22 protein-coding genes and 3 pseudogenes are annotated in these 18,538 nt (G+C 59.6%); 20 read left to right on the forward strand and 5 right to left on the reverse strand.

Going from position 1 to position 18,538, the window contains the following annotated elements; translation table 11 throughout:
* Positions 1 to 5: 5 nt before the first annotated feature.
* The 5 genes and pseudogenes from EXZ48_RS24475 to EXZ48_RS35505 all read left to right on the forward strand — a co-directional run bounded on the left by EXZ48_RS24475 (position 6) and on the right by EXZ48_RS35505 (position 3,330).
* Positions 6 to 761 (forward strand): ABC transporter permease, encoded by a 756-nt coding sequence (locus tag EXZ48_RS24475; RefSeq protein WP_050746179.1) that lies wholly within the window; start codon positions 6 to 8, stop codon positions 759 to 761.
* Complete coding sequence (locus EXZ48_RS24480; RefSeq protein WP_024270316.1) at positions 758 to 1,918, forward strand: alanine racemase; 1,161 nt, start codon at positions 758 to 760, stop codon at positions 1,916 to 1,918. Before EXZ48_RS24475 ends, EXZ48_RS24480 begins: the two co-directional genes overlap by 4 nt.
* A gap of 32 nt (positions 1,919 to 1,950) precedes the next feature.
* Complete coding sequence (locus tag EXZ48_RS24485; protein ID WP_023517613.1) at positions 1,951 to 2,790, forward strand: transporter substrate-binding domain-containing protein; 840 nt, start codon at positions 1,951 to 1,953, stop codon at positions 2,788 to 2,790.
* A 233-nt stretch (positions 2,791 to 3,023) separates the two neighbouring features.
* A pseudogene (locus EXZ48_RS24490) lies at positions 3,024 to 3,203 on the forward strand (IS1380 family transposase); the annotation flags it as partial.
* 31 nt (positions 3,204 to 3,234) lie between these two features.
* Positions 3,235 to 3,330: a transposase gene (locus EXZ48_RS35505; RefSeq protein ID WP_245462350.1), complete on the forward strand. Its 96-nt coding sequence runs from the start codon at positions 3,235 to 3,237 to the stop codon at positions 3,328 to 3,330.
* 207 nt (positions 3,331 to 3,537) lie between these two features.
* Here EXZ48_RS35505 and EXZ48_RS24500 read toward each other — a convergent pair.
* Positions 3,538 to 3,777, reverse strand: a pseudogene (locus tag EXZ48_RS24500) (transposase); the annotation flags it as partial.
* 362 nt (positions 3,778 to 4,139) lie between these two features.
* Positions 4,140 to 4,502 (reverse strand): transcriptional regulator, encoded by a 363-nt coding sequence (locus EXZ48_RS24505; RefSeq protein ID WP_050746182.1) that lies wholly within the window; start codon positions 4,500 to 4,502, stop codon positions 4,140 to 4,142.
* Positions 4,503 to 4,597: 95 nt separating this feature from the next.
* Here EXZ48_RS24505 and EXZ48_RS24510 point away from each other — a divergent pair, with 95 nt between their 5' ends.
* The 13 genes from EXZ48_RS24510 to virB11 are packed head-to-tail and all read left to right on the forward strand — an operon-like array spanning position 4,598 to position 14,740.
* Positions 4,598 to 5,137 carry a hypothetical protein gene (locus tag EXZ48_RS24510; protein WP_130518962.1) on the forward strand — a complete coding sequence of 180 codons (540 nt, stop codon included), beginning with the start codon at positions 4,598 to 4,600 and terminating at the stop codon, positions 5,135 to 5,137.
* A 2-nt stretch (positions 5,138 to 5,139) separates the two neighbouring features.
* Positions 5,140 to 5,826: a lytic transglycosylase domain-containing protein gene (locus EXZ48_RS24515; protein WP_130518964.1), complete on the forward strand. Its 687-nt coding sequence runs from the start codon at positions 5,140 to 5,142 to the stop codon at positions 5,824 to 5,826.
* Positions 5,823 to 6,122 carry a TrbC/VirB2 family protein gene (locus EXZ48_RS24520; RefSeq protein WP_130518966.1) on the forward strand — a complete coding sequence of 100 codons (300 nt, stop codon included), beginning with the start codon at positions 5,823 to 5,825 and terminating at the stop codon, positions 6,120 to 6,122. The genes EXZ48_RS24515 and EXZ48_RS24520 overlap by 4 nt, the downstream gene beginning before the upstream one ends.
* A 4-nt stretch (positions 6,123 to 6,126) precedes the next feature.
* Positions 6,127 to 6,468 (forward strand): type IV secretion system protein VirB3, encoded by a 342-nt coding sequence (locus EXZ48_RS24525; protein WP_050746186.1) that lies wholly within the window; start codon positions 6,127 to 6,129, stop codon positions 6,466 to 6,468.
* On the forward strand, positions 6,461 to 8,842 hold the full coding sequence (locus EXZ48_RS24530; RefSeq protein ID WP_130518968.1) for a VirB4 family type IV secretion/conjugal transfer ATPase: 2,382 nt from the start codon (positions 6,461 to 6,463) through the stop codon (positions 8,840 to 8,842). Before EXZ48_RS24525 ends, EXZ48_RS24530 begins: the two co-directional genes overlap by 8 nt.
* Positions 8,842 to 9,540 (forward strand): P-type DNA transfer protein VirB5, encoded by a 699-nt coding sequence (gene virB5 / locus EXZ48_RS24535; protein ID WP_023517506.1) that lies wholly within the window; start codon positions 8,842 to 8,844, stop codon positions 9,538 to 9,540. Before EXZ48_RS24530 ends, virB5 begins: the two co-directional genes overlap by 1 nt.
* Entirely contained in the window at positions 9,537 to 9,761 is a 225-nt protein-coding gene (locus EXZ48_RS24540) for an EexN family lipoprotein (RefSeq protein WP_023517507.1), read from the forward strand. Before virB5 ends, EXZ48_RS24540 begins: the two co-directional genes overlap by 4 nt.
* Positions 9,762 to 9,766: 5 nt before the next feature.
* Positions 9,767 to 10,702: a type IV secretion system protein gene (locus tag EXZ48_RS24545; RefSeq protein ID WP_130518970.1), complete on the forward strand. Its 936-nt coding sequence runs from the start codon at positions 9,767 to 9,769 to the stop codon at positions 10,700 to 10,702.
* A gap of 33 nt (positions 10,703 to 10,735) precedes the next feature.
* Positions 10,736 to 11,002: a hypothetical protein gene (locus EXZ48_RS35510; RefSeq protein WP_082342688.1), complete on the forward strand. Its 267-nt coding sequence runs from the start codon at positions 10,736 to 10,738 to the stop codon at positions 11,000 to 11,002.
* A gap of 4 nt (positions 11,003 to 11,006) precedes the next feature.
* Complete coding sequence (locus EXZ48_RS24555; RefSeq protein ID WP_130518972.1) at positions 11,007 to 11,678, forward strand: virB8 family protein; 672 nt, start codon at positions 11,007 to 11,009, stop codon at positions 11,676 to 11,678.
* Between the two features lie 8 nt (positions 11,679 to 11,686).
* Entirely contained in the window at positions 11,687 to 12,529 is an 843-nt protein-coding gene (gene virB9, locus EXZ48_RS24560) for a P-type conjugative transfer protein VirB9 (protein ID WP_037406294.1), read from the forward strand.
* A gap of 13 nt (positions 12,530 to 12,542) precedes the next feature.
* Entirely contained in the window at positions 12,543 to 13,715 is a 1,173-nt protein-coding gene (virB10, locus tag EXZ48_RS24565) for a type IV secretion system protein VirB10 (RefSeq protein WP_130518974.1), read from the forward strand.
* Positions 13,716 to 13,723: 8 nt separating this feature from the next.
* The gene (virB11, locus tag EXZ48_RS24570) at positions 13,724 to 14,740 is read left to right on the forward strand and encodes a P-type DNA transfer ATPase VirB11 (RefSeq protein ID WP_130518976.1); all 1,017 of its coding nucleotides are present in this window, start codon (positions 13,724 to 13,726) and stop codon (positions 14,738 to 14,740) included.
* Between the two features lie 166 nt (positions 14,741 to 14,906).
* Here virB11 and EXZ48_RS24575 read toward each other — a convergent pair whose 3' ends face one another.
* Positions 14,907 to 15,878 carry an IS701 family transposase gene (locus tag EXZ48_RS24575; protein WP_371687677.1) on the reverse strand — a complete coding sequence of 324 codons (972 nt, stop codon included), beginning with the start codon at positions 15,876 to 15,878 and terminating at the stop codon, positions 14,907 to 14,909.
* Positions 15,811 to 16,032, reverse strand: a pseudogene (locus tag EXZ48_RS35950) (IS701 family transposase); the annotation flags it as partial. The pseudogene EXZ48_RS35950 and the gene EXZ48_RS24575, both read right to left, overlap by 68 nt.
* 29 nt (positions 16,033 to 16,061) lie before the next feature.
* On the opposite strand from EXZ48_RS35950, the gene EXZ48_RS24580 reads away from it, so the two are divergent.
* Positions 16,062 to 16,562, forward strand: a complete 501-nt coding sequence (locus EXZ48_RS24580) for a hypothetical protein (RefSeq protein WP_130518978.1) — start codon at positions 16,062 to 16,064, stop codon at positions 16,560 to 16,562.
* A gap of 79 nt (positions 16,563 to 16,641) precedes the next feature.
* On the opposite strand, the gene EXZ48_RS24585 is transcribed toward EXZ48_RS24580, so the two are convergent.
* A complete protein-coding gene (locus EXZ48_RS24585; RefSeq protein ID WP_024270329.1) occupies positions 16,642 to 17,331 on the reverse strand; it encodes a GntR family transcriptional regulator in 690 nt (229 codons plus the stop codon).
* A gap of 151 nt (positions 17,332 to 17,482) precedes the next feature.
* On the opposite strand from EXZ48_RS24585, the gene EXZ48_RS24590 reads away from it, so the two are divergent.
* Positions 17,483 to 18,475 carry a substrate-binding domain-containing protein gene (locus EXZ48_RS24590; RefSeq protein WP_130518980.1) on the forward strand — a complete coding sequence of 331 codons (993 nt, stop codon included), beginning with the start codon at positions 17,483 to 17,485 and terminating at the stop codon, positions 18,473 to 18,475.
* The last annotated feature ends 63 nt before the right edge of the window (positions 18,476 to 18,538 follow it).

Genomic DNA, 18,538 nt, shown 5'->3' on the forward strand with positions numbered 1-18,538 from the left:
TCGACATGGAATGGTACCTTATTCTCGACGTTCTGCCCCTTCTGCTCGACGGGGCGCTCCTGACCGTCCAGCTCACAGCAGCTTCCGTTCTGCTTGGTCTCGTCATCGCACTTCCGCTTTCGCTAATGCGCGCGTCAGGGTCTACCGGGCTATCGCGCCCCGTCCTGCTCTATACGTTTGCATTTCGAGGAACACCGCTCCTCGTTCAGATTTTTCTCATCTACTACGGCGCGAGCCAAATCGAGTGGATCCGCGCGAGTTTTGTCTGGCCGGTCTTGCGGGAGCCTTGGTGGTGCGCGCTGATCGCGTTTTCCCTTAACCATGCAGCATATACGACCGAAATCCTGCGCGGTGGCATACGTGCCGTGCCGCGAGGTGAGGTCGAAGCGGCGAAGGCGCTGGGGATGTCTTACGAGCTTCGGACCAGGCGGATTGTTTTACCTGTCGCCTTTCGTATCTCGTTGCCGGCCTATGCAAACGAAGTGGTGTTGATGCTGAAGGCGAGTTCGCTCGCCAGCACCATCACGATGATGGAGCTGACGGGCACAGCGCGAAGGATCGTTGCGCAGACCTTCTCGCCCTATGAGGTCTTTATTTCGGCGGCGTTGATCTATCTGGGGATCACATTCGTGGTCGTGCATCTTTTTGGGCGGTTGGAGCGAGGTATCGCCAGTCACCAAAGTCGCGCTCGTGCAGAGAACGACAACCGTAAGAACATCCCGCCTTCGGAGGGTTACGCAATCGAGAAGGTGGCGCGATGACCGCTCTCCTGTCGCCTTTCAATGAAAGTTATGACCTCGGTTGTGCAGAGGCGGCCCTCCTGCGAGGAAGCTGGTACGAAATCGACCTGGGGGCAATCAGGCACAATTATCGCGAACTTCGATCGGTCCTGCCTAAGAATGTCAGCATTTACGCTTGTCTGAAGCGGAATGCATACGGATGTGGTGCCGGCCCGGTCGCGCGTACGCTGGCGGCGGAGGGGGTTGACGGGTTCGCGGTAGCGTCGCTTCTCGACGCCATGGCGATCCGAAGGATGGGGGCTGATCAGCGCATCCTTCTATACCCCGGAGCCTTGCCAGCGGCAGGGATGATGATCGAAGAGCTCGACCTCACGGTAAGCGTCTCCAGTATCGATGAACTGGAGCGTTGGCGCGCGGCGATGACAAAAACCCATGTGTTCATCAAGGCCGACTTGGGCTTTTTCCGCGCGGGCGCATCGCCACAGGAGGCGGGCCGACTGCTTGCCGCGGCGAACGCGTATTCCGACGTGCAGGTCGATGGAATCTATGCGCACATGAGCGAACTTCCAACCTCAATACCATCCGATGCGAGGATACAACTTCACCGGATGCGGGCGATCCTCGCCGAGGCTGAGGTGTGTGGAGAGCGACCCGTCGTCGCCATGATGTCGAGCACGGAGGGCGTCCTCGCCTATCCGGAAATGGACATGGACGCTGTCGATCCGGGTGCACTTTTTGTTGGACTACCGGAAAGTCATGCACCTGTTCGCCGTGCCGTGTTGCAACCAGCCCTAAAAACGATTTGCACCACCATCGTCGCCGTTAAACACCTCGATGCGTCCCTTGGCCCGATCCCGGACCTTCCAGGTTTTCGGTCGGGGATGAAGCTCGGTGTTCTCGGCATGGGCTGGGGGGACGGCCTGCCTAGGCAAGTTCCGCCTGGTGCCGAAGCGCTCGTGGGCGGAACGCGAGCCCGTCTCTTGCCGCCGGCTCATCTCGAACATGTGCGAATAGATCTCTCGAACGCTCCCGATGCCCGCTTCGGTGACAAGGTCGTACTGCTCGGCAGGCAGGGCGACGAAGTCATCACGCATGAAGAAATTGCCGCGCTTTGGGGGACAGATGTCGTCGGCATCTATGCGGGCCTGCGCGATCACATACCGAGAATCTACACCTGAGACCGCATCGAAATCCCAGAAGGGGGAGTCATATGAATATCCTGAAATTCACAACTGCTGTTGTAATTCTAGGCCTTTTGGCCGGAATGGCCCGGGCTGAGGAGGTGAGGACGATCAGAATTGCCACGGAGGGGGCTTTCCCGCCCTGGAACTCGGTCGATGCGTCCGGGCAGCCAGTTGGCTATGACGTTGATGTCGGCCTAGCGTTGTGCGCAAGGGCAAATCTCAAATGCGAGTTTGTGACCCAAGCCTGGGATGGGATTATTCCCGCTCTAACGGTAGGAAAATACGACGCCATCATGGCAGGAATGTCGATAACCGAAAAGCGCAAGCGGGTCATTTCCTTCTCGCAGCCCTATGCGTTGACCTCCAACTACTTCGTTGTTTCAAAATCCCTCGACCTGCCGGCGGTGGAGAGCACGTCGAAGCTTGATCTGACGACAGAGACAGACGCAAGCAAGCGCGTCTTGGCGGACCTGAAAGCAAACCTGAAAGGGCGTTCAATCGGTGTACAAGGCTCCACAAACGCTGAAGCATTCGTCAGAGATTATTTTGGCGATACTGTCGAGCTACGCACCTACGACAAACAGGACAACCTCAATCTTGACCTCGTAGCTGGTCGGATCGATGGTGGCTTAGCGGATTTTTCCGTTTGGAAGGCATTCTTGGAATCCAATGATGGAAGGTCGGCTCATCTTTACGGACCGCGCATCTCGGGCGGACTGTTCGGACCGGGGGTCGGGATAGGCCTTAGAAAAGAGGACGCGGCTTTGGCGGATAAGTTCAACGGTGCCATTCAGGCTATTGCGGGGGACGGCACGCTGAAGGCGATCAGTCTGAAATGGTTTGGCGCGGACTTGGTCACGCGATAGTTCGCAATCGCTGTTTCTGTGGCCGCCTAGCCATGGCGAACCTGGGTAGGCGGTCGTTCTGTCTGCTATCCACACACTGATCCATGCCCACACTTTTTGGAGAAGCTAGCTGGAGAAGTAAACCTAACCCGAAGAATTCATGAGGGGTTGGCGGATGTGGTTCAAACCGTTGAAATGACGTAGGATTTGGTTGCTTAAGCCGATCCGTGTCGTTTCCGGAGACCACATCCGCCATGAATGATCCTACGCTAGCGCTGCCCGGTTTGTCATCAGTCGGCGGCAAGCCCGTCGTCGCGCGTTTTGATGGCGGCATGCTGTCGTGCGACAGTGGTGTTCTGGCCCTGGCTGCGGTGGGCAAGCGGCTACATGTGGCCGACCGTCTGGCGCGCTGCATCGACGATCCGCGCTGCCCGGGTCATCAAGATTGCCGCGCGGGTGGTCGAGATGAAAACCCAGATCCGCCTGCACTTGCCGACATCCTGCCCCGATCAGCGCATCCTGCGCATCGTCCTGGATCGCATCCCGCGGCTCGTGACATAGCCGACGGGGCGCTGACGCCCCAAAAACGAACCCCTCGACCTCAACCTGAAAACCCCGCCTTCCATCGCGACGGATAAACTCCAGCGACTGGAAAAACTTGCCCGTAGTGGCGCGCAGCCAGCAAAAGCCTCGCCTCTCGTCGCCAAAACGTCCGGCGCAATGCATTAAGGCGGTTAAGTGCATCATGTCGGTATTGAGGGTAGGGGATCATCCCGCTTCTAGCAAATGAGCCATGAATACCTCGGTCGGCGTCCTGCAACCGAGGCACCTTCGAGGTTGATCGTTCAGGTGGCGGGCGAGTTGGTTGAGATCGCACCGTGATACGGTTGCCAGATTGGTGTCGCCGGGCATGAAACGGCGAATGTGCTTGTTGGCATTCTCCACGGCGCCTTTTTGCCACGGTGCGCTGGGATCGCAGAACCAGCTGTGAACGCCGATACCATCTTCCTGCTAGAGTGATATGACACCTTGATGATTGCGACTCGCGGGTTTCCCAACTCGCGATGAATCTTCTGTGGTGTTGATTTTCGGCAGGGTTTGATCCGTATTTCCACTTGGCACCGCTCCATTTTTCACCGCCTAAACGGTTGCGCACAATGCGTTATTTCGGCCTGATAGCGGGTTGCAGCGAAATGAAGGCCTGGCTCGAAATCTGCTGACAATCAACAGAGACGCGCTTCAGCTTGCAAAATGTCTGAGTCGGATATTTCGGAACGTACACCGGGTTTCCATTCAGGAATTAGTTACTCGGTCCGAAGTCGGGGTCGTCAACCCCAGCCGCCGTATCTTAAAAAACATGATAAGTAAAATCAGCCATTTTCAGTCACCGCGGCAGAACGCATCGCCTCAAACACCTGAGCAGCGAACTCAAATTGCCGGGCTGTCCCTCGACCCATGGAGTTTTTCCCGAGCGTCTCTGTCAGGACCCCACGCTTGACCAGAAAGTCAATGGTTTCAATGACGCCGCCGCGCGTCATTCCTGTAAATTGTATGATCTTTGAGAGGGTTAGTCTCTCATGTGCCTGGTGCATCATATAGAGGATGTTGATCATTCCGATTTGTTTGATGCGCGATTGCGCGCTCTCATCTTCTAGCGGTTTGTCGAGGATTTCACGCACCGCGAAGACAGACAATGCTTGTGTTTGCCATCGGTCACTCAATTTGCTTGCCATCGATTTAACTATCCAATAAATGTTCAGTATGAACGTTAGGGCGAGACGATTCTTCGCATCCAGTTCAACGAAATTTCAATCGGAGGGTAGGGGGCATGAAGAGCCTTTTCTTTCGAACGGTCATAGCGGCGTTAGGGTTCGGATCAATATATCTGAGTTCCGAACGAAGTGCGCGTGCCGATGAATGGGGTTGCCAGGTTATCCTGTGCCTATCCAATCCCGGTGGCCCGACACAATACGCCGAGTGCCGGCCGCCTATCCAGAAGCTCTGGAGATGGCTCGCAAAGGGCCGTTCCTTCCCGACCTGCAGCGGCATTGGCTTCCAAAGTTCCCGCCCTCGATACGAACCCTACTATTGCAACGACGGCTACCGTCTGTCAGCGGGCTATGGCCCGACCGGGCGTGACGGAACCTGCGTGTCGACGTCGATGCAGCCGGTGAGCGACAGTCTTTGCCGCCGGGACCCGGACAATGCCGGCGGGAGCAATGGCTCCGCGATCTCGCCACGCTGGCAGCAAATTGATGGCCGCTACCAGTGCATGGCCTACACCCTGAACCGCCCACTGGTCCGTGAGAAACCGCGATACATCGATGTGACGATCGACGGCGTCGGCAAGCAGAGGGTCTGGTTCTAAACATGCCCATCGTTTTCGTCGACTTTGCGCAGACCTGTGCACCCTTTGTTGCGTCCGAAACACTGGCTGGCGTCGTCAGTCTCGAAAGTCGGTTCGCGCCGTTCAACATTCGCATCAACAGCGGCCAACCGCTCAAGACACAGCCGGCATCGAAGGCTAAGGCGATCGAGATCGCCACATCGCTGGTGGCCGAACATCACGATATTCAACTCGGTCTCGGCGGCATCGGGGTCGAAGAGCTTCAAAAGCTGAAGCTCTCCATTTCCGACGCCTTCGATCCTTGCCTGAACCTGCAAGCCACGGCCACGCTGCTGGACGGGTATTACCGTCTGGCCGTCAAGGCCGGCGCAGATCCTGCCAGGGCGGAGCAGGTGATGCTCCAGTCCTACTATGGCCGTGCCGATCCATCGGTGGGCGCAATGGTGAACTACGACGATCAGGTTCGCCGCGAAATCAAACGGCTTGGTCCTACCATCGCCCGGCTGACGATCACGGATACGGGGGAAGGGAGGGGGAATGACGATCCTGTCGGCTCCAGCCCCGCCGATGTGGTCGCAGAAGTGGCGTCGGAGAACTCCGAGCAGAAGACTACTGCCATCGCTTCAACGCCCACATGGGACGTTTTCAACAGCCGGCGCGGTTCTTCCGTCCTGGTGTTTCAGAACAATCAATTGGAGCAGAGTGAATGACTTTCAGTTCCCGTATCCGCGCATTTGCGGCCTCGTCTTCGATGGCACTCGCTGTGGTGGCGATGCCGGTCGAACCGGCTTTTGCGCAGGCCGCCGGCATCGAGACGATCCTACAGAACGTCGTCGACCTTTTGCAGGGCAACATCTTCAGGTTGTTCGCCACCATCGCCGTTATCCTGATCGCGCTCGCCTGGATGTTCGGTTACATGGACCTGCGCCGCGCCGGCTACTGGATCGTCGGCATCGGCGTGATCGCCGGCTCCTCAGAACTCGTCAGCACGATCATCGGGAGCTGACCAGATGGCCGCCCCGCGACCCGAACTCGAGGAAGACACTCTGTTCATCGCTTGCACACGCCCGGCGATGATCGCGGGCGTCACGATGGAGGCCATGGGCATCAACGTCATGGCGACCACGATCTTCTACCTCGCGGCCGGCTCGGTCGCCTATGCGCTCGTCGGCGTCGTCTTCCATTTCGTCTTTCGGGCTCTGGTCAAACACGACCACAACATGTTCCGGATCCTGGTGGCCTGGGTGGAGACGCGCGGCCGGACCCGGAACGGCGGCTATTGGGGCGGAGCTACGCTTTCGCCGCTGAAGCTCGTCCGCCGCTTTGACGAAAGGGATCTCGGATATGCCTAGCGTCGCCACGCTCAAGTCGCGCGAACTCACGCCGGAAACCTTTATTCCCTATGTGCGACATGTCGACGAAACGACGATCGCACTCGACTCCCGTACGCTGATGGTCATGGTGGCGCTGGAAGGCGTGTCCTTCGAGACTGCCGATGTCCTCGACCTCAACGCGCTGCATCGCGATCTGAACACGCTCTATCGCAACATCGCGGATGAACGGCTTGCCTTGTGGACTCATCTCATTCGGCGTCGCGATCGTGATTATCCGGACGGAACGTTCGCAACATCTTTTTCGGCCGCGCTCAACGAAAAGTACCGCGAGCGTATGGTCCGCGAGGATCTGTTCCGCAACGATCTGTACCTGACCGTCCTCTGGTCGCCGGCGCGCGATCCGGCGGACAAGGCCGCGAAGCTGCTATCTCGACTGCGGCAGCGAAGCCGTGCCGGCATCGAATTGGACGAGGAGGCGCTGAAGCAGCTTCAGGACAAACTCGTCGACGTTACTGCCGGCTTGAATCGCTTCGAGCCACGCGTGCTCCCTCTCTACAATCATGATGGACTGCTATTTTCCGAGCCGAGCGAGGTGCTTCACCAATTGGTCGGCGGCCGGCGCGAGCCGGTCCCGTTAACCGAGGGGCGGATTTCCTCGGCCATCTACTCCGACCGCGTCATCATCGGACGCGAGACGATCGAAATCCGCCATGAGGCGGAAAGCCGTTTTGCCGGCATGTTGAGCATCAAGGAATATCCCGCCCGCACCAGGACGGGAATGCTGGATGGCGTACTGACCAGTCCCTTCGAACTGATCCTCTCGCAATCCTTCTGCTTCGCTTCGAAGGCGGACGCTCGGGTCATCATGGGCCGCAAGCAGAACCAGTTGGTCAGCAGCGGCGACAAGGCGGCTTCGCAGATCGGCGAGCTCGATGACGCCATGGACGATCTGGAATCGAACCGGTTCGTGCTCGGCGAGCATCACCTGACGCTCGCCGTCTTCGCCGCCTCGGTCAAGGAATTGACGGACAATCTCGCCAAGGCCCGTGCCAGCCTGACCAACGGCGGGGCGGTCGTGGCGCGCGAGGATCTCGGTCTCGAGTCCGCCTGGTGGGCACAGTTGCCGGGCAACTTCCGCTACCGCGCCCGATCCGGCGCGATAACCTCCCGCAACTTCGCGGCCCTTTCACCCTTCCACTCCTATCCCATCGGGCAGAAGGACGGCAACGAATGGGGACCGGCTGTCGCGTTGCTCAAGACGGCGTCAGGCTCGCCCTACTACTTCAACCTCCACCACGGTGATCTCGGCAACACCTTAATGTGCGGCCCGTCCGGCGCCGGCAAAACCGTGATCGTCAACTTCATGCTGTCGCAGCTCGAAAAACACGATCCGCACGTCGTGTTCTTCGACAAGGACCGCGGCGCGGACCTTTATGTCCGCGCCGCCGGTGGCACCTATCTCCCCCTCAAGAATGGCACTCCCACTGGCTGCGCTCCCCTCAAGGCCCTCGACCTCACACCGGAGAACAAGGTCTTTCTGACCCGTTGGGTCGGAAAGCTTGTCGGGTCCGGCACGAGGGAGCTGAGCGTCACCGAACTTCGCGATATCGCCGGCGCCGTCGACGGACTTGCCGATCTGCCGACAGAGCAACGGACGATCGGCGCCCTGCGGACCTTCCTCAACAACACGGACCTGGAGGGGATTGCGGCGAGGCTGCGGCGCTGGGAAAGGGGCGGGCCGCTCGGCTGGGTCTTCGACAATGTCATCGAGAATATCGGTTTCGGCGATTTGGGGGGCAACGGTAAGTTCATCGGCTACGACATGACGGACTTCCTCGACAATGAGGAAATTCGCACCCCGCTGATGGCGTACCTCTTTCATCGCGTGGAGCAGCTGATCGACGGTCGCCGGATCATCATCGTCATCGACGAATTCTGGAAAGCATTGCAGGACGAGGGCTTCCGCGACCTCGCACAGAACAAGCTGAAGACGATCCGCAAGCAGAACGGGCTTATGCTGTTCGCCACGCAGAGCCTGCGCGACGCACTGATATCGCCGATCGCGCACACGATCATCGAGCAATGCCCGACGCAGATCTTTCTGCCAAACTCCCGCGGCAACCGTGCCGACTATGTGGAGGGGTTCAAGCTCACGGAACGCGAATACGAATTGATCGCCCGCGAACTCTCCGTCGAGAGCCGGCGGTTTGTGTTGAAGCAGGGACATAACAGCGTCGTCGCCGAACTGAATCTCAACGGCTTCGACGACGAACTCGCGATCCTCTCCGGCCGTACGGCCAATGTCGAGCTGCTCGACGCGATCCGCGGTGAAGTCGGTAACGATCCAAAAGACTGGCTTCCCGTTTTCCAGGCAAGAAGGAGCGCAAGCTGATGGCATCCTATAGACTTCATGGCGCGGCGCTCGCGGCAGTGCTTGTCCTTTCCGCCGGCGGCGCGTCGGGGCAGGGGATTCCGGTCATTGACCAGACGGCAATCCTAAAACACATCGAGAGCATCGCGCGCTTGAATGACCAGTTGGAGGCCTTGCACAAGCAGATCGAGCAGGCCCAAGAGCTCTACGGTTCCCTCAACAAGCTGACCGACATGGCTGACGTCGCGAGCGTGCTCAACGACCCGGCGATCCGCAAGGCGCTTCCATCGGATTTCGCCGCCATCGAGGGGCTGCTCAAGGGCGATGGAACAGGCGTGTTCAAGGACTCCGCCTCGAAGTTCCTGGAAGGGAACTCCACCTATCGTACCGACGCCGACGATTTCTACGCCAAGGAACTCGCGCGCGTACAGAACAAAAACGCGGGTCAGATGAGCCTCGGACAGCAGATTTACGACGCTGCCACCAAGCGCATCGACGGGATCGACCAGCTTCGTGAAAAGATTTCGACGGCAAGCGATGCCAAGGACATCGCCGACCTGCAGGCGCGGTTGCAGGCCGAGCAGGCGTTTCTCCAGACCGACGTGCTGCGGATGGAAGGTCTGCGCATGGTGCAGCAGGCGCAGAACCAGGTCGATGAACAGCGCAAGGCCGAGGACTGGCGCCAGCGCATGGATGCGATGAAGGCGGCGCTGCAATGAGGCGATCTCCCTTTCTTGCCGTGCTCCTTCTCCTCGCGGCCTGCTCCGAGCAGTCCTATTCCGTCGACCAACTGACCGCCGACGAAGCACTGCTGTCCCGGATCATGGCGGAGTGCCGTAACAATCCGGGCGAACTGCGCGGCTCTGCCAATTGCCAGAACGCGGAAGCGGCCGACGGGAAGCTCCGCCTTGAAAAGATGCGCAAGGCGTTGGGAGGCTGAAACCCATGTATCAGGTGTTCGAGTTCATCGACGGACAGTTCAAGCGCCCGTTGGAAATGTTTGTCTCCGAGGGGACGTCGAACATTGCCGAATGGGTGACCGGCCCGCTAACGGCAGCCGTGACGCTTTACGTCATTCTGTACGGTTATCTTGTGCTGCGCGGCTCCGTGCAGGAACCGGTTCTGGAATTTGCTTTCCGGGCGATCAAGCTCGCGATCATTGTCCTGCTCGTAAAAAACGGCGGTGAGTACCAGACCTATGTCACGAACGTCTTCTTCGATATCCTGCCGCGTGAGATCGCACAGGCTTTGAACACCGGCACGACGCCCAGCGCCAGCACATTCGATAGTCTGCTCGACAAGGGCCAGGCTTCGGCAACCGACATCTGGTCACGCGCGTCATGGCCGGTCGACATCGTCACGGGTGTCGGCGGCATGATGGTGATCGGTGTCAGTTTTCTGGTCGCCGGTATCGGCTACGTCGTCTCGCTCTATGCTCGGCTGGCCCTTGCCATCGTGCTGGCCATCGGGCCGATTTTCATCGCACTGGCTATGTTCCAGTCGACGCGGCGCTTCACCGAGGCCTGGATTGGCCAGCTCGCCAACTTCGCGATCCTTCAGGTCCTCGTCGTGGCTGTCGGCGCGTTGCTGATCTCCTGCCTCGATTCCACCTTCACGGCGATCGATGCCTATACTGACGTCCTTATGCGGCCGATCGCACTTTGCGCCATCGGCATTGCTGCCCTGTATGTGTTCTACCAGCTGCCGACGATCGCTTCCGCGCTGGCGTCCGGCGGCGCGTCGCTGGCCTACGGCCACGGCGCCGCACGCGATGCGCATGAGGGCGTGCTCGCCAAGGGGACTCGCTCCGCAGGTCGGATGGTTGGCCGCGCCGCGCGCCTCGCCGGCAGTGCGTTCGGCTCGAGAAGCGTCGGTGCATGAGCGCCGCTCAATAATAAGAAAAGGCCCGTCCATATGATCAAGACCACCGTACTTCTTGCCATACTTGTTGCACTCGGAGGGTGCGCTTCGCTGACCTATTCGCTCCCCAAATGCGACGGCTATTCTCGCCGGCCGTTGAATCGGGCGATGTGGGAATGGGAAGGTGACAGCAAGTTGAAGTCACAGCAGTCGGATCGGCGACCGTCAACCTCGGCCACGCCTTATGCTGAGGAGGGCACGGAACCGACCGCATTCGCCCACCTTGATATCGACGGCTCCCAACGCCGTTGCGCGGGGTGACGGCATGGTTTCGACAGATAACCTCAAGAGCTACTTCGAAAAGGCCCGGCGGTTCGATCAGGATCGAATGATGCAGATCGAGCGGTCGAACCGGATCGCCTGGTCGATTGCCATCGCCGCCGGCGTCATCGCAGGCGTTTCCGTCTTCGCGGTCGCTGGCCTTACGCCGTTGAAGACCGTAGAGCCCTTCGTCGTGCGCGTTGATAATTCGACGGGCATCGTCGATGTGGTGTCGGCGCTGACTTCCACGGCCGGAACCTATGACGAGGCCGTGACCAAATATTTCGCGGCTAAATATGTTCGCGCGCGCGAAGGCTACGTCTGGAGCGAGGCAAAGGAGAACTTCCGCACGATCGCGCTGCTGTCAACGCAAGCCGAGCAGGCCCGGTTCTCCGCCATCTATCGCGGGAGCAATCCGGAATCCCCGCAGAACACGTACAGCCGCGCCGCAACGGCAAGGATCAACATCGCCTCGATCTCACTGATCAATCAAAACGTGATCTCGGTTCGCTACATGCGGACCGTCACCCGAGGAGACGAGGTTCGCACGTCCCATTGGGTCGCGACCCTCACCTATTCCTATGCCAATGCCCCGATGTCATCGACGGACCGGCTGGTGAACCCACTTGGTTTCGCGGTTAGCGAATACCGCGCCGATCCGGAGGCTGTCAATTGAATTGCAAGATCATCGTCGCCGCGGCTCTCCTTATGGGGTCCGCCTCCACGTCTTTTGCACTCGATATCCCACGCGGCGCATCCCAGGATAGTCGTGTCAGGTTCGTGAACTACCAGCCCTACAATATCATCAGGATTGTCGGCACACTGCGCTCCTCCGTGCAGGTCGAGTTCGCAGCCGATGAGGAGATCGCCCATGTTGCGCTCGGCAACAGCGTCGCCTGGGAGGTGGCGCCGGCCGGCAACATCCTGTTCCTGAAGCCACGCGAGCATCAGCCGGTCACGAACATTTCCGTGGTGACGACGCGCCGGGACGGCTCGACGCGCAGCTATCAGATGGAGCTCACGGTCCGCGACGGCTCCGTTGAGGTCGGGCAGAACACCTACTTCTATGTCAAGTTCCGCTATCCCGGTGACGAGGCCGAACAGCGCCGGCGGCAGGCCTCGGCCCGCGCGCTCGCGAACCAGGCGAAGGAAGCCGACAATGTGCTTGCGCTTCATGAAGCCTATGGGCCGCGCAACTGGCGCTATTCGGCACAGGGTGCCCAGGCCCTTGAACCGCAGAGCGTTTATGACAACGGCAAGGTCACGACCTTTGCTTTCGTCGGCAATCAGGAAATGCCCGCCATCTACATGGAAAACTCCGATGGCTCCGAGAGCCTGGTTCCGAAATCCGTCGATGGCAACCTCGTGATGGTGCACGCAATCAGCCGCAAGTTCATCCTGCGTCGGGGCAAGGACGTGCTGTGCGTCTTCAATGAGGCCTACGACCGCGTCGGCATCAATCCGGACACCAACACGACCTCGCCGTCGGTCGAACGCATCGTGAAGACCGATGGCGCCGATCAGTAGGGAAGGGGAGGCTATGGCCCAGGAAGATGAAACCCGCATTCCCGGTGAGCGGGCCGAAACGGTCACAGGCCGGCGCATCGACAACAGTCCCGTCCTGAAGCGAGGTGCGGTGGCGCTCGCGGTCGTGGCATTCGTCGGATTCGCCCTCTGGTCGACAACCGGGAAAAAGGCCAAAGACGACAGCGCACAGCCGGAACGCATTGTCATCCGTCAAACAACACCATTCGAGGCAGCGAAGGAGAAGGCCGAGCCGGAGCAGACGGTCCCGGAAGTGAAGCTCCCGACGCCGGTTGTGGAACCTGTTGCCGAGGCGAAGGATGAATTGCTCGACTCCGCCCGTCGCGCGCCGGTCATGGCCTTCAGCGGCAGCCAGAAGAATGCCACGCAACGCCGGGAGGGGGATAGCTCGGAGACGAGCGCGAACAGCAATTTCCTGCCCCTCGACGGCAACATGATGAGCCAGAACCAAGAGAATAGCGATCAGCAGCGCTTCGACGGACTGCTGCGGCCGACGAAACTCGAAGGATCACGCGCTGGGACGCTTGGCAATCGTGACTTCATCGTCGCAATGGGGACGTCGATCCCCTGCGTGCTCGAAACCGCGCTCGCGTCTGACCAACCCGGATTCAGCAGCTGCGTGATCAATCGAGACGTTCTCTCTGACAACGGCAGGGTCGTCCTCATGGAGAAGGGCACCCAGGTCGTGGGTGAATATCGAGGCGGGCTGCAACGGGGGCAGAAGCGACTGTTCGTCCTATGGAACCGCGCCAAAACGCCGAAGGGGGTGATCGTCACGCTTGCGTCTCCCGCGACCGATGCGCTCGGCCGCGCCGGCATCGACGGCTATGTCGACACCCATTGGTGGGAACGGTTCGGCAGTGCCCTGCTTCTCTCCATCGTCGGCGATGCGACGAGCTACGCGAACAGCCGGGTTCAGGATAGTGACGTCGATGCGCAAAACACGACCAGCGCGGGGCAGCAGGCTGCCGCGATCGCCGTCGAGCAATCCATCAACATCGCGCCAACGCTGAACAAGCACCAGGGCGAGCTCGTCTCCATTTTTGTCGCTCGCGATCTCGACTTCTCCGGGATCTATCGCCTGCGTGTGACAGAGCCGAGGAACCGCATTCTCGATCGAGCGGTGCTGGGGAATTTCGCGCCCGACTCGAAGCTAGTAACGAAGTAGGCAGGGCGATGACGGAAGCTCAGGATGCGGCGGTTGTTCGTGAGTTGCTGAAACCGATTTCGGTGTTCCTGCAGGATACCTCACTCTATGAGGTGATCGTCAATCGGCCCGGGCAGGTGCTGACGGAAGGACCCGGTGGTTGGCGGACCCATGATCTTCAGGAGCTTACCTTCGACAAACTCATGCGCCTTGCCCGGGCCGTCGCCAGCTTTTCCCACCAGTCCATCGACGAACGCCGGCCGATCCTGTCCGCGACTCTTCCGGGAGATGAGCGCATCCAGATTGTCATCCCTCCTGCAACGTCGAAAGGCACGGTCAGCCTCACGATCCGCAAGCCGTCCTCCGTCGACTTTACACTCGACGATCTGGAGAAAAGACAATTCTTCGCAGGTACCCGAACCGCCGACGCGGATGCGCCAAGTGACGATAGTGAATTGCGCAGTCTCTACCGCAATGGTCAGGTCAAGGAGTTCTTGCGACAGGCGGTGGTTTCCCGGAAGAACATCATAATTTCGGGAGCGACGGGATCCGCGAAGACAACGCTCTCTAAGGCCTTGATAAAACACATTCCGGACGATGAGCGGATCATTTCGATAGAGGACACGCCGGAACTCCTCATCCCACAACCCAATCATGTGCGACTGTTCTATTCGAAAGACCAACAAGGACTGTCCCATGCAGGGCCCAAAGAACTTTTGGAATCCAGCCTCCGCATGCGTCCCGACCGCATCCTCTTGCAGGAACTTCGCGACGGAACCGCCTTCTATTATGTTCGAAACGTCAACTCCGGCCATCCTGGTTCCATTACGACTGTCCATGCCGATTCCGTCGCGCTCGCCTTCGAACAGCTGACGCTCCTGATAAAAGAGTCAGATGCAGGTCGAGATATTGAGCGCACCGAAATCTTGAACTTGCTGAGAGCATCGATCGACGTCGTTGTTCAATGCAAGCGTTTTGGCGGGGCGTTCCGAGCCACCGAGCTATATTTTGGCAGCATGCTTTATTTGCAAGCATCACCAAGCTGATAGGTCTAGATGCATTACAGTTGCATTTTAGTGTTCAGATGCGCTCGTCGCGCGACCGCCTGATGAGCGCGTCTCCAGCATGACCATGCGATGACGTAGGCGGGGGGTATACGACGCTGGGCGAGTCTGATGGCGATGCGCCGGACTTCCTGGATTGACCAGCGGATCAAATCCTGATGGTCGGCATCCGCAGTCTTTTTTGGGGCGTCACGTCATTGGTGCGGCATCGGATCACCGCCATTATGGCGAAGGCGAGCATGACGAGGGAGGCGTGATGATGCCAGCCGTGACATGACCGGGTTTCGTTGTGATCGGGGCCGAGCTCGTTCTTGGCGGTCTCGAAGCTGTCTTCGATCGCCCGGCGATGGCCTTTAACGGAAACGAGTGTCTGGATGCCGGTCCCGTCCAGGCACCAGGTGGTAATGAATGCGAGATCACCGTCGCTAGTATTGCGCCGGATCAGGAGCCCACGGGCCCAAAGCCCCGATTTCGTCTCGGTATATTCGTCGGCATCGAGATCAGCGAGTTCGCAATAGGCCCAGTCATGAAGCCGCGCGCCTTTGGTGCCCTCACCGGCGGAGAGACGCTGCGATGCACTTGGATCGAGATCACGGGCGATCTCCTGCGCTGTGCCGGCCACCGGAGGCTTGCCCGACCAGGAGCCGAAATAGTGGTCCGATTTAACCCCAAGAACGTAGCTTTTGCAGGCTCGGCGCAGGGTCCCTTCGACGTCCCCGACGCCATACACCGCATCTTCGGCCACCCATGAAAACGGCACATCGGCTGCCATCGCGCGCCGTATCATATCCACAGCCAGGCCTGGCTTGGTAGCGAAGGCTATAGCCTCAGGAACGTGAGTTGCTGCAAGCCTTGCCGGATCGCCAGTCCAGCTCTTGGGCAAGTACAGGGCTCGATCGATAAAGGCATGACCGCGAACGGACACACAGGCGGCGAACGCTCCGATCTGGCAGTTCGTTATCTTGCCTGCCGAACCTGGATATTGACGTGCACCAACGCACGATGCCGCGAAGTGCGTCCGCGTCCCAACGCCCGCGACCCAGAACGGCTTATTGCCGCCATGGACCGGGATCACCGGCCGCCTCAGCGCGCATCCAACCTGTCTTACGCCGCTCGACACTCAGCAAACCGTCCAGGAAAAGGTTCGCAGATGCTGCAACTCGCTCCTACGTAAACAGTCCGCGCATACGAGCCTTCACGTCACGCAACAATGATGCCCAAAGCTCAAGCGTCGTCTCGATCGATGCACCTGCCATCCACGACCTCCGAATCATTGAGACCCATAGATTGAGACCATAGATAAATATGCAACTGCAATGCCGATGAGATCGCCCGCTCTGGTGCGGATGCGGTGACGTGTTTCTTCCTCGTGAACGAGCCGGATGCGGCGCGGGTCGCGGATCACCGTGCGCACCTGGCCGAGATCACCCGTATCTGCCGCCAGATTGGCTATCCGGTGATCGTCGAGGCGCTTGTGGTCGATGATCAGGGGCACACGGTTCGAAAGACGCGGGATATATTGCACGCCGCGCGGCTTGCGGCCGAACTTGGCGTCAGCCTTCTGAAGATCGATTCCCCGCTGGAGATTGCTGATCTCGAAGTCGTCGTTGGATCGGTGAATGTACTGGTCTGCATCCGCGGCGGGACGCCGCGCGACAAGGAGGTTGATACCCTTGCCGATGTCGACGCCTATATGCAGGCCGGTGCAAGGGGCATCGTCTACGGGCGCAGCATCTTCCAGGCCGTGGATCCCGCGCACATCCTGTCGAACATCCATCGTGTGGTTCACGGCGGCATCGCCTGACACAGCCTCCCCGGACCATTCTGTCAAGGCGGTGATCGTCGCCCTGGCGGGATGGATCCGGGCGTTCGCTTTTTCCCGCCTATTCCGTCGTGCGTACAGTTTCCGGCTCGAAGTAGGATGAGAACCGACGGGAGAGCTCGCCGAGATCCAGCATGACCCGCCGCAGGTGGAGTTTCATCACCTCCTGGGCACGATCCATGTCGCCGCCCGTCACGGCCTCCAGCACATCCTGATGGTCCTGCACGAGCTGGTCGAGCTGTCCGGCCTGCACCGACAGGCGGCGGACGCGATCCATGTGCTTCTTCGCATCAGAAATGAACCCCCAGACGCCGTCGCGCCCGGCCAGGCTGCAGTAGAGCGCATGCATGCGCTCGTCGCATTCGAAGAACAGATCCGGATTGTCTTCCTGAATGGCAAGCTCCTGTTCCTCGATCGCCTGGCGGATGCCGAGCAGGATGCGCCGGTTCGATTGCCGGGCTGCTTCCGCCACGATCGCAAGTTCGAGCTGCTCGCGGACGAATTGCGCCGTCCGTACTGCGTCCATGCGGATCGGTGCGACCACGACGCCGGCCCGGGATCTGAGATCGACCAGTCCTTCCGCGGAAAGCCGGGACAGGGCCTCGCGGACGGGCGTCCGGCTGACGCCCAGCAACTCGGCCATCGCGTGTTCACCGATCGGCTCATTCGGCTTCAGCTCCAGTCCGATGATCTTGCGCGAAAGCGTGCGGTAACAATGCTCCGCCGCCGAGATTTTCGTATCACGCGCCATGGGTGAAAGGCCTTTTGTTTTTTTGCATGCAACTCTCCCTTGATTGCAGGATAGCCTGAAAAATAATCATTTTCTACTCATCCAAACGTCGAAGCTTGACCAGGTTTAAAATCTTGCATACAAGAATGCAAAGACATCTGGGAGGATATCGATGACAATTCGTGACAGGCTGCGGCCCGCTGCTTTGCGGGTCATTGCATCGACCGCGCTGGCGGTCTTCATGGCGGGAGCGGCGAGTGCCGAGGAGGTGACGATCGGCGCGCTCTATCTCGATGCGCAAGGTTTCTATGGCGGCATCAAGAAGGGCATCGAAGCGGGCGCCGGCGATGAGAGCGTGCGTCTGCTTGGCCAGAATTCCCAAGGGGATGCGGCCAAGGAGGCACAGTTCGCTTCCACGCTGATCGCCTCGAAGGTCAAGGCCATCATCATGTCTCCGGTGTCGGCCACGGCCTCCGTGCCTGTCGTGAAACAAGCGGCGGAGGCCGGTATTCCGGTAATCTGCTACAACACCTGCGTGAACGACGAGGATGCGAAGAAGTATGTCAAGGCGCTGGTGACGACCGACCAGTACAAGCTCGGCTATGATGTCGGCCTCGTCGCCGGCGACTATTTCAAGGGCAAGGGCGTCGACAAGCCGCGCTTCGGCATCCTGAACTGCGACGTCTACGAGGCCTGCGTTCAGCGCAAGGCCGGCTTCAAGAAGGCGGTCGAGGAGAAGGTGCCGGGTGTCGAATGGGCGGCCGACCAGGCGGGCTTCGAACCAGGCAAGTCGACCGAGACGGCGACGACCATGTTGACCGGCGACACGGCGATCAATGCCATGTTCGCGACCACCGACAACGGCACGATCGGCGCCATCCAGGGCATCATGGCCTCCGGCCGCCAGGGGCAGGCTGTGGTGTTCGGCAACGATATCAGCGTCCAGCTCGCGCAGTATCTCGTCAACGCCCCTGAAACGCTGATTGCCACCAATGGCCAGCAGCCGCAGCAGATGGGCAAGGATTCCGTGCTCATGGCGCTGAAGGCCATCAAGGGCGAGGCGATCGACACCTATCTCACCATCGTGCCGACGGAGATGTTCCTGTCCTCCGATCCGGACAAGGTGAAAGCCTGGCTGGAAGCGCGGCCCGACGGCATCCCCTGAAACCAGCCGGTTTCCTCCCGGGGGCCGCGGCTTGCTGCGGCCTTCCCTTTTCATCAACGCAGT

It is taken from the genome of Shinella sp. JR1-6 (genome assembly GCF_004284735.1).
Taxonomy (GTDB): Bacteria; Pseudomonadota; Alphaproteobacteria; order Rhizobiales; family Rhizobiaceae; genus Shinella.

Coding starts and splice junctions, on each gene's coding strand:
- EXZ48_RS24530 (WP_130518968.1), top strand. CDS start 6,461: ATGCCTAGCGTCGCCACGCTCAAGTCGCGCGAACTCACGCCGGAAACC.
- virB11 (WP_130518976.1), top strand. CDS start 13,724: ATGACGGAAGCTCAGGATGCGGCGGTTGTTCGTGAGTTGCTGAAACCG.
- EXZ48_RS24520 (WP_130518966.1), top strand. CDS start 5,823: ATGACTTTCAGTTCCCGTATCCGCGCATTTGCGGCCTCGTCTTCGATG.
- EXZ48_RS24585 (WP_024270329.1), bottom strand. CDS start 17,331: ATGGCGCGTGATACGAAAATCTCGGCGGCGGAGCATTGTTACCGCACG.
- EXZ48_RS35505 (WP_245462350.1), top strand. CDS start 3,235: ATGAAAACCCAGATCCGCCTGCACTTGCCGACATCCTGCCCCGATCAG.
- EXZ48_RS24545 (WP_130518970.1), top strand. CDS start 9,767: ATGTATCAGGTGTTCGAGTTCATCGACGGACAGTTCAAGCGCCCGTTG.
- EXZ48_RS24510 (WP_130518962.1), top strand. CDS start 4,598: ATGAAGAGCCTTTTCTTTCGAACGGTCATAGCGGCGTTAGGGTTCGGA.
- EXZ48_RS24540 (WP_023517507.1), top strand. CDS start 9,537: ATGAGGCGATCTCCCTTTCTTGCCGTGCTCCTTCTCCTCGCGGCCTGC.
- EXZ48_RS24485 (WP_023517613.1), top strand. CDS start 1,951: ATGAATATCCTGAAATTCACAACTGCTGTTGTAATTCTAGGCCTTTTG.
- EXZ48_RS24480 (WP_024270316.1), top strand. CDS start 758: ATGACCGCTCTCCTGTCGCCTTTCAATGAAAGTTATGACCTCGGTTGT.
- EXZ48_RS24555 (WP_130518972.1), top strand. CDS start 11,007: ATGGTTTCGACAGATAACCTCAAGAGCTACTTCGAAAAGGCCCGGCGG.
- EXZ48_RS24525 (WP_050746186.1), top strand. CDS start 6,127: ATGGCCGCCCCGCGACCCGAACTCGAGGAAGACACTCTGTTCATCGCT.
- virB5 (WP_023517506.1), top strand. CDS start 8,842: ATGGCATCCTATAGACTTCATGGCGCGGCGCTCGCGGCAGTGCTTGTC.
- EXZ48_RS24590 (WP_130518980.1), top strand. CDS start 17,483: ATGACAATTCGTGACAGGCTGCGGCCCGCTGCTTTGCGGGTCATTGCA.
- EXZ48_RS24505 (WP_050746182.1), bottom strand. CDS start 4,502: ATGGCAAGCAAATTGAGTGACCGATGGCAAACACAAGCATTGTCTGTC.
- EXZ48_RS35510 (WP_082342688.1), top strand. CDS start 10,736: ATGATCAAGACCACCGTACTTCTTGCCATACTTGTTGCACTCGGAGGG.
- EXZ48_RS24475 (WP_050746179.1), top strand. CDS start 6: ATGGAATGGTACCTTATTCTCGACGTTCTGCCCCTTCTGCTCGACGGG.
- virB10 (WP_130518974.1), top strand. CDS start 12,543: ATGGCCCAGGAAGATGAAACCCGCATTCCCGGTGAGCGGGCCGAAACG.
- EXZ48_RS24515 (WP_130518964.1), top strand. CDS start 5,140: ATGCCCATCGTTTTCGTCGACTTTGCGCAGACCTGTGCACCCTTTGTT.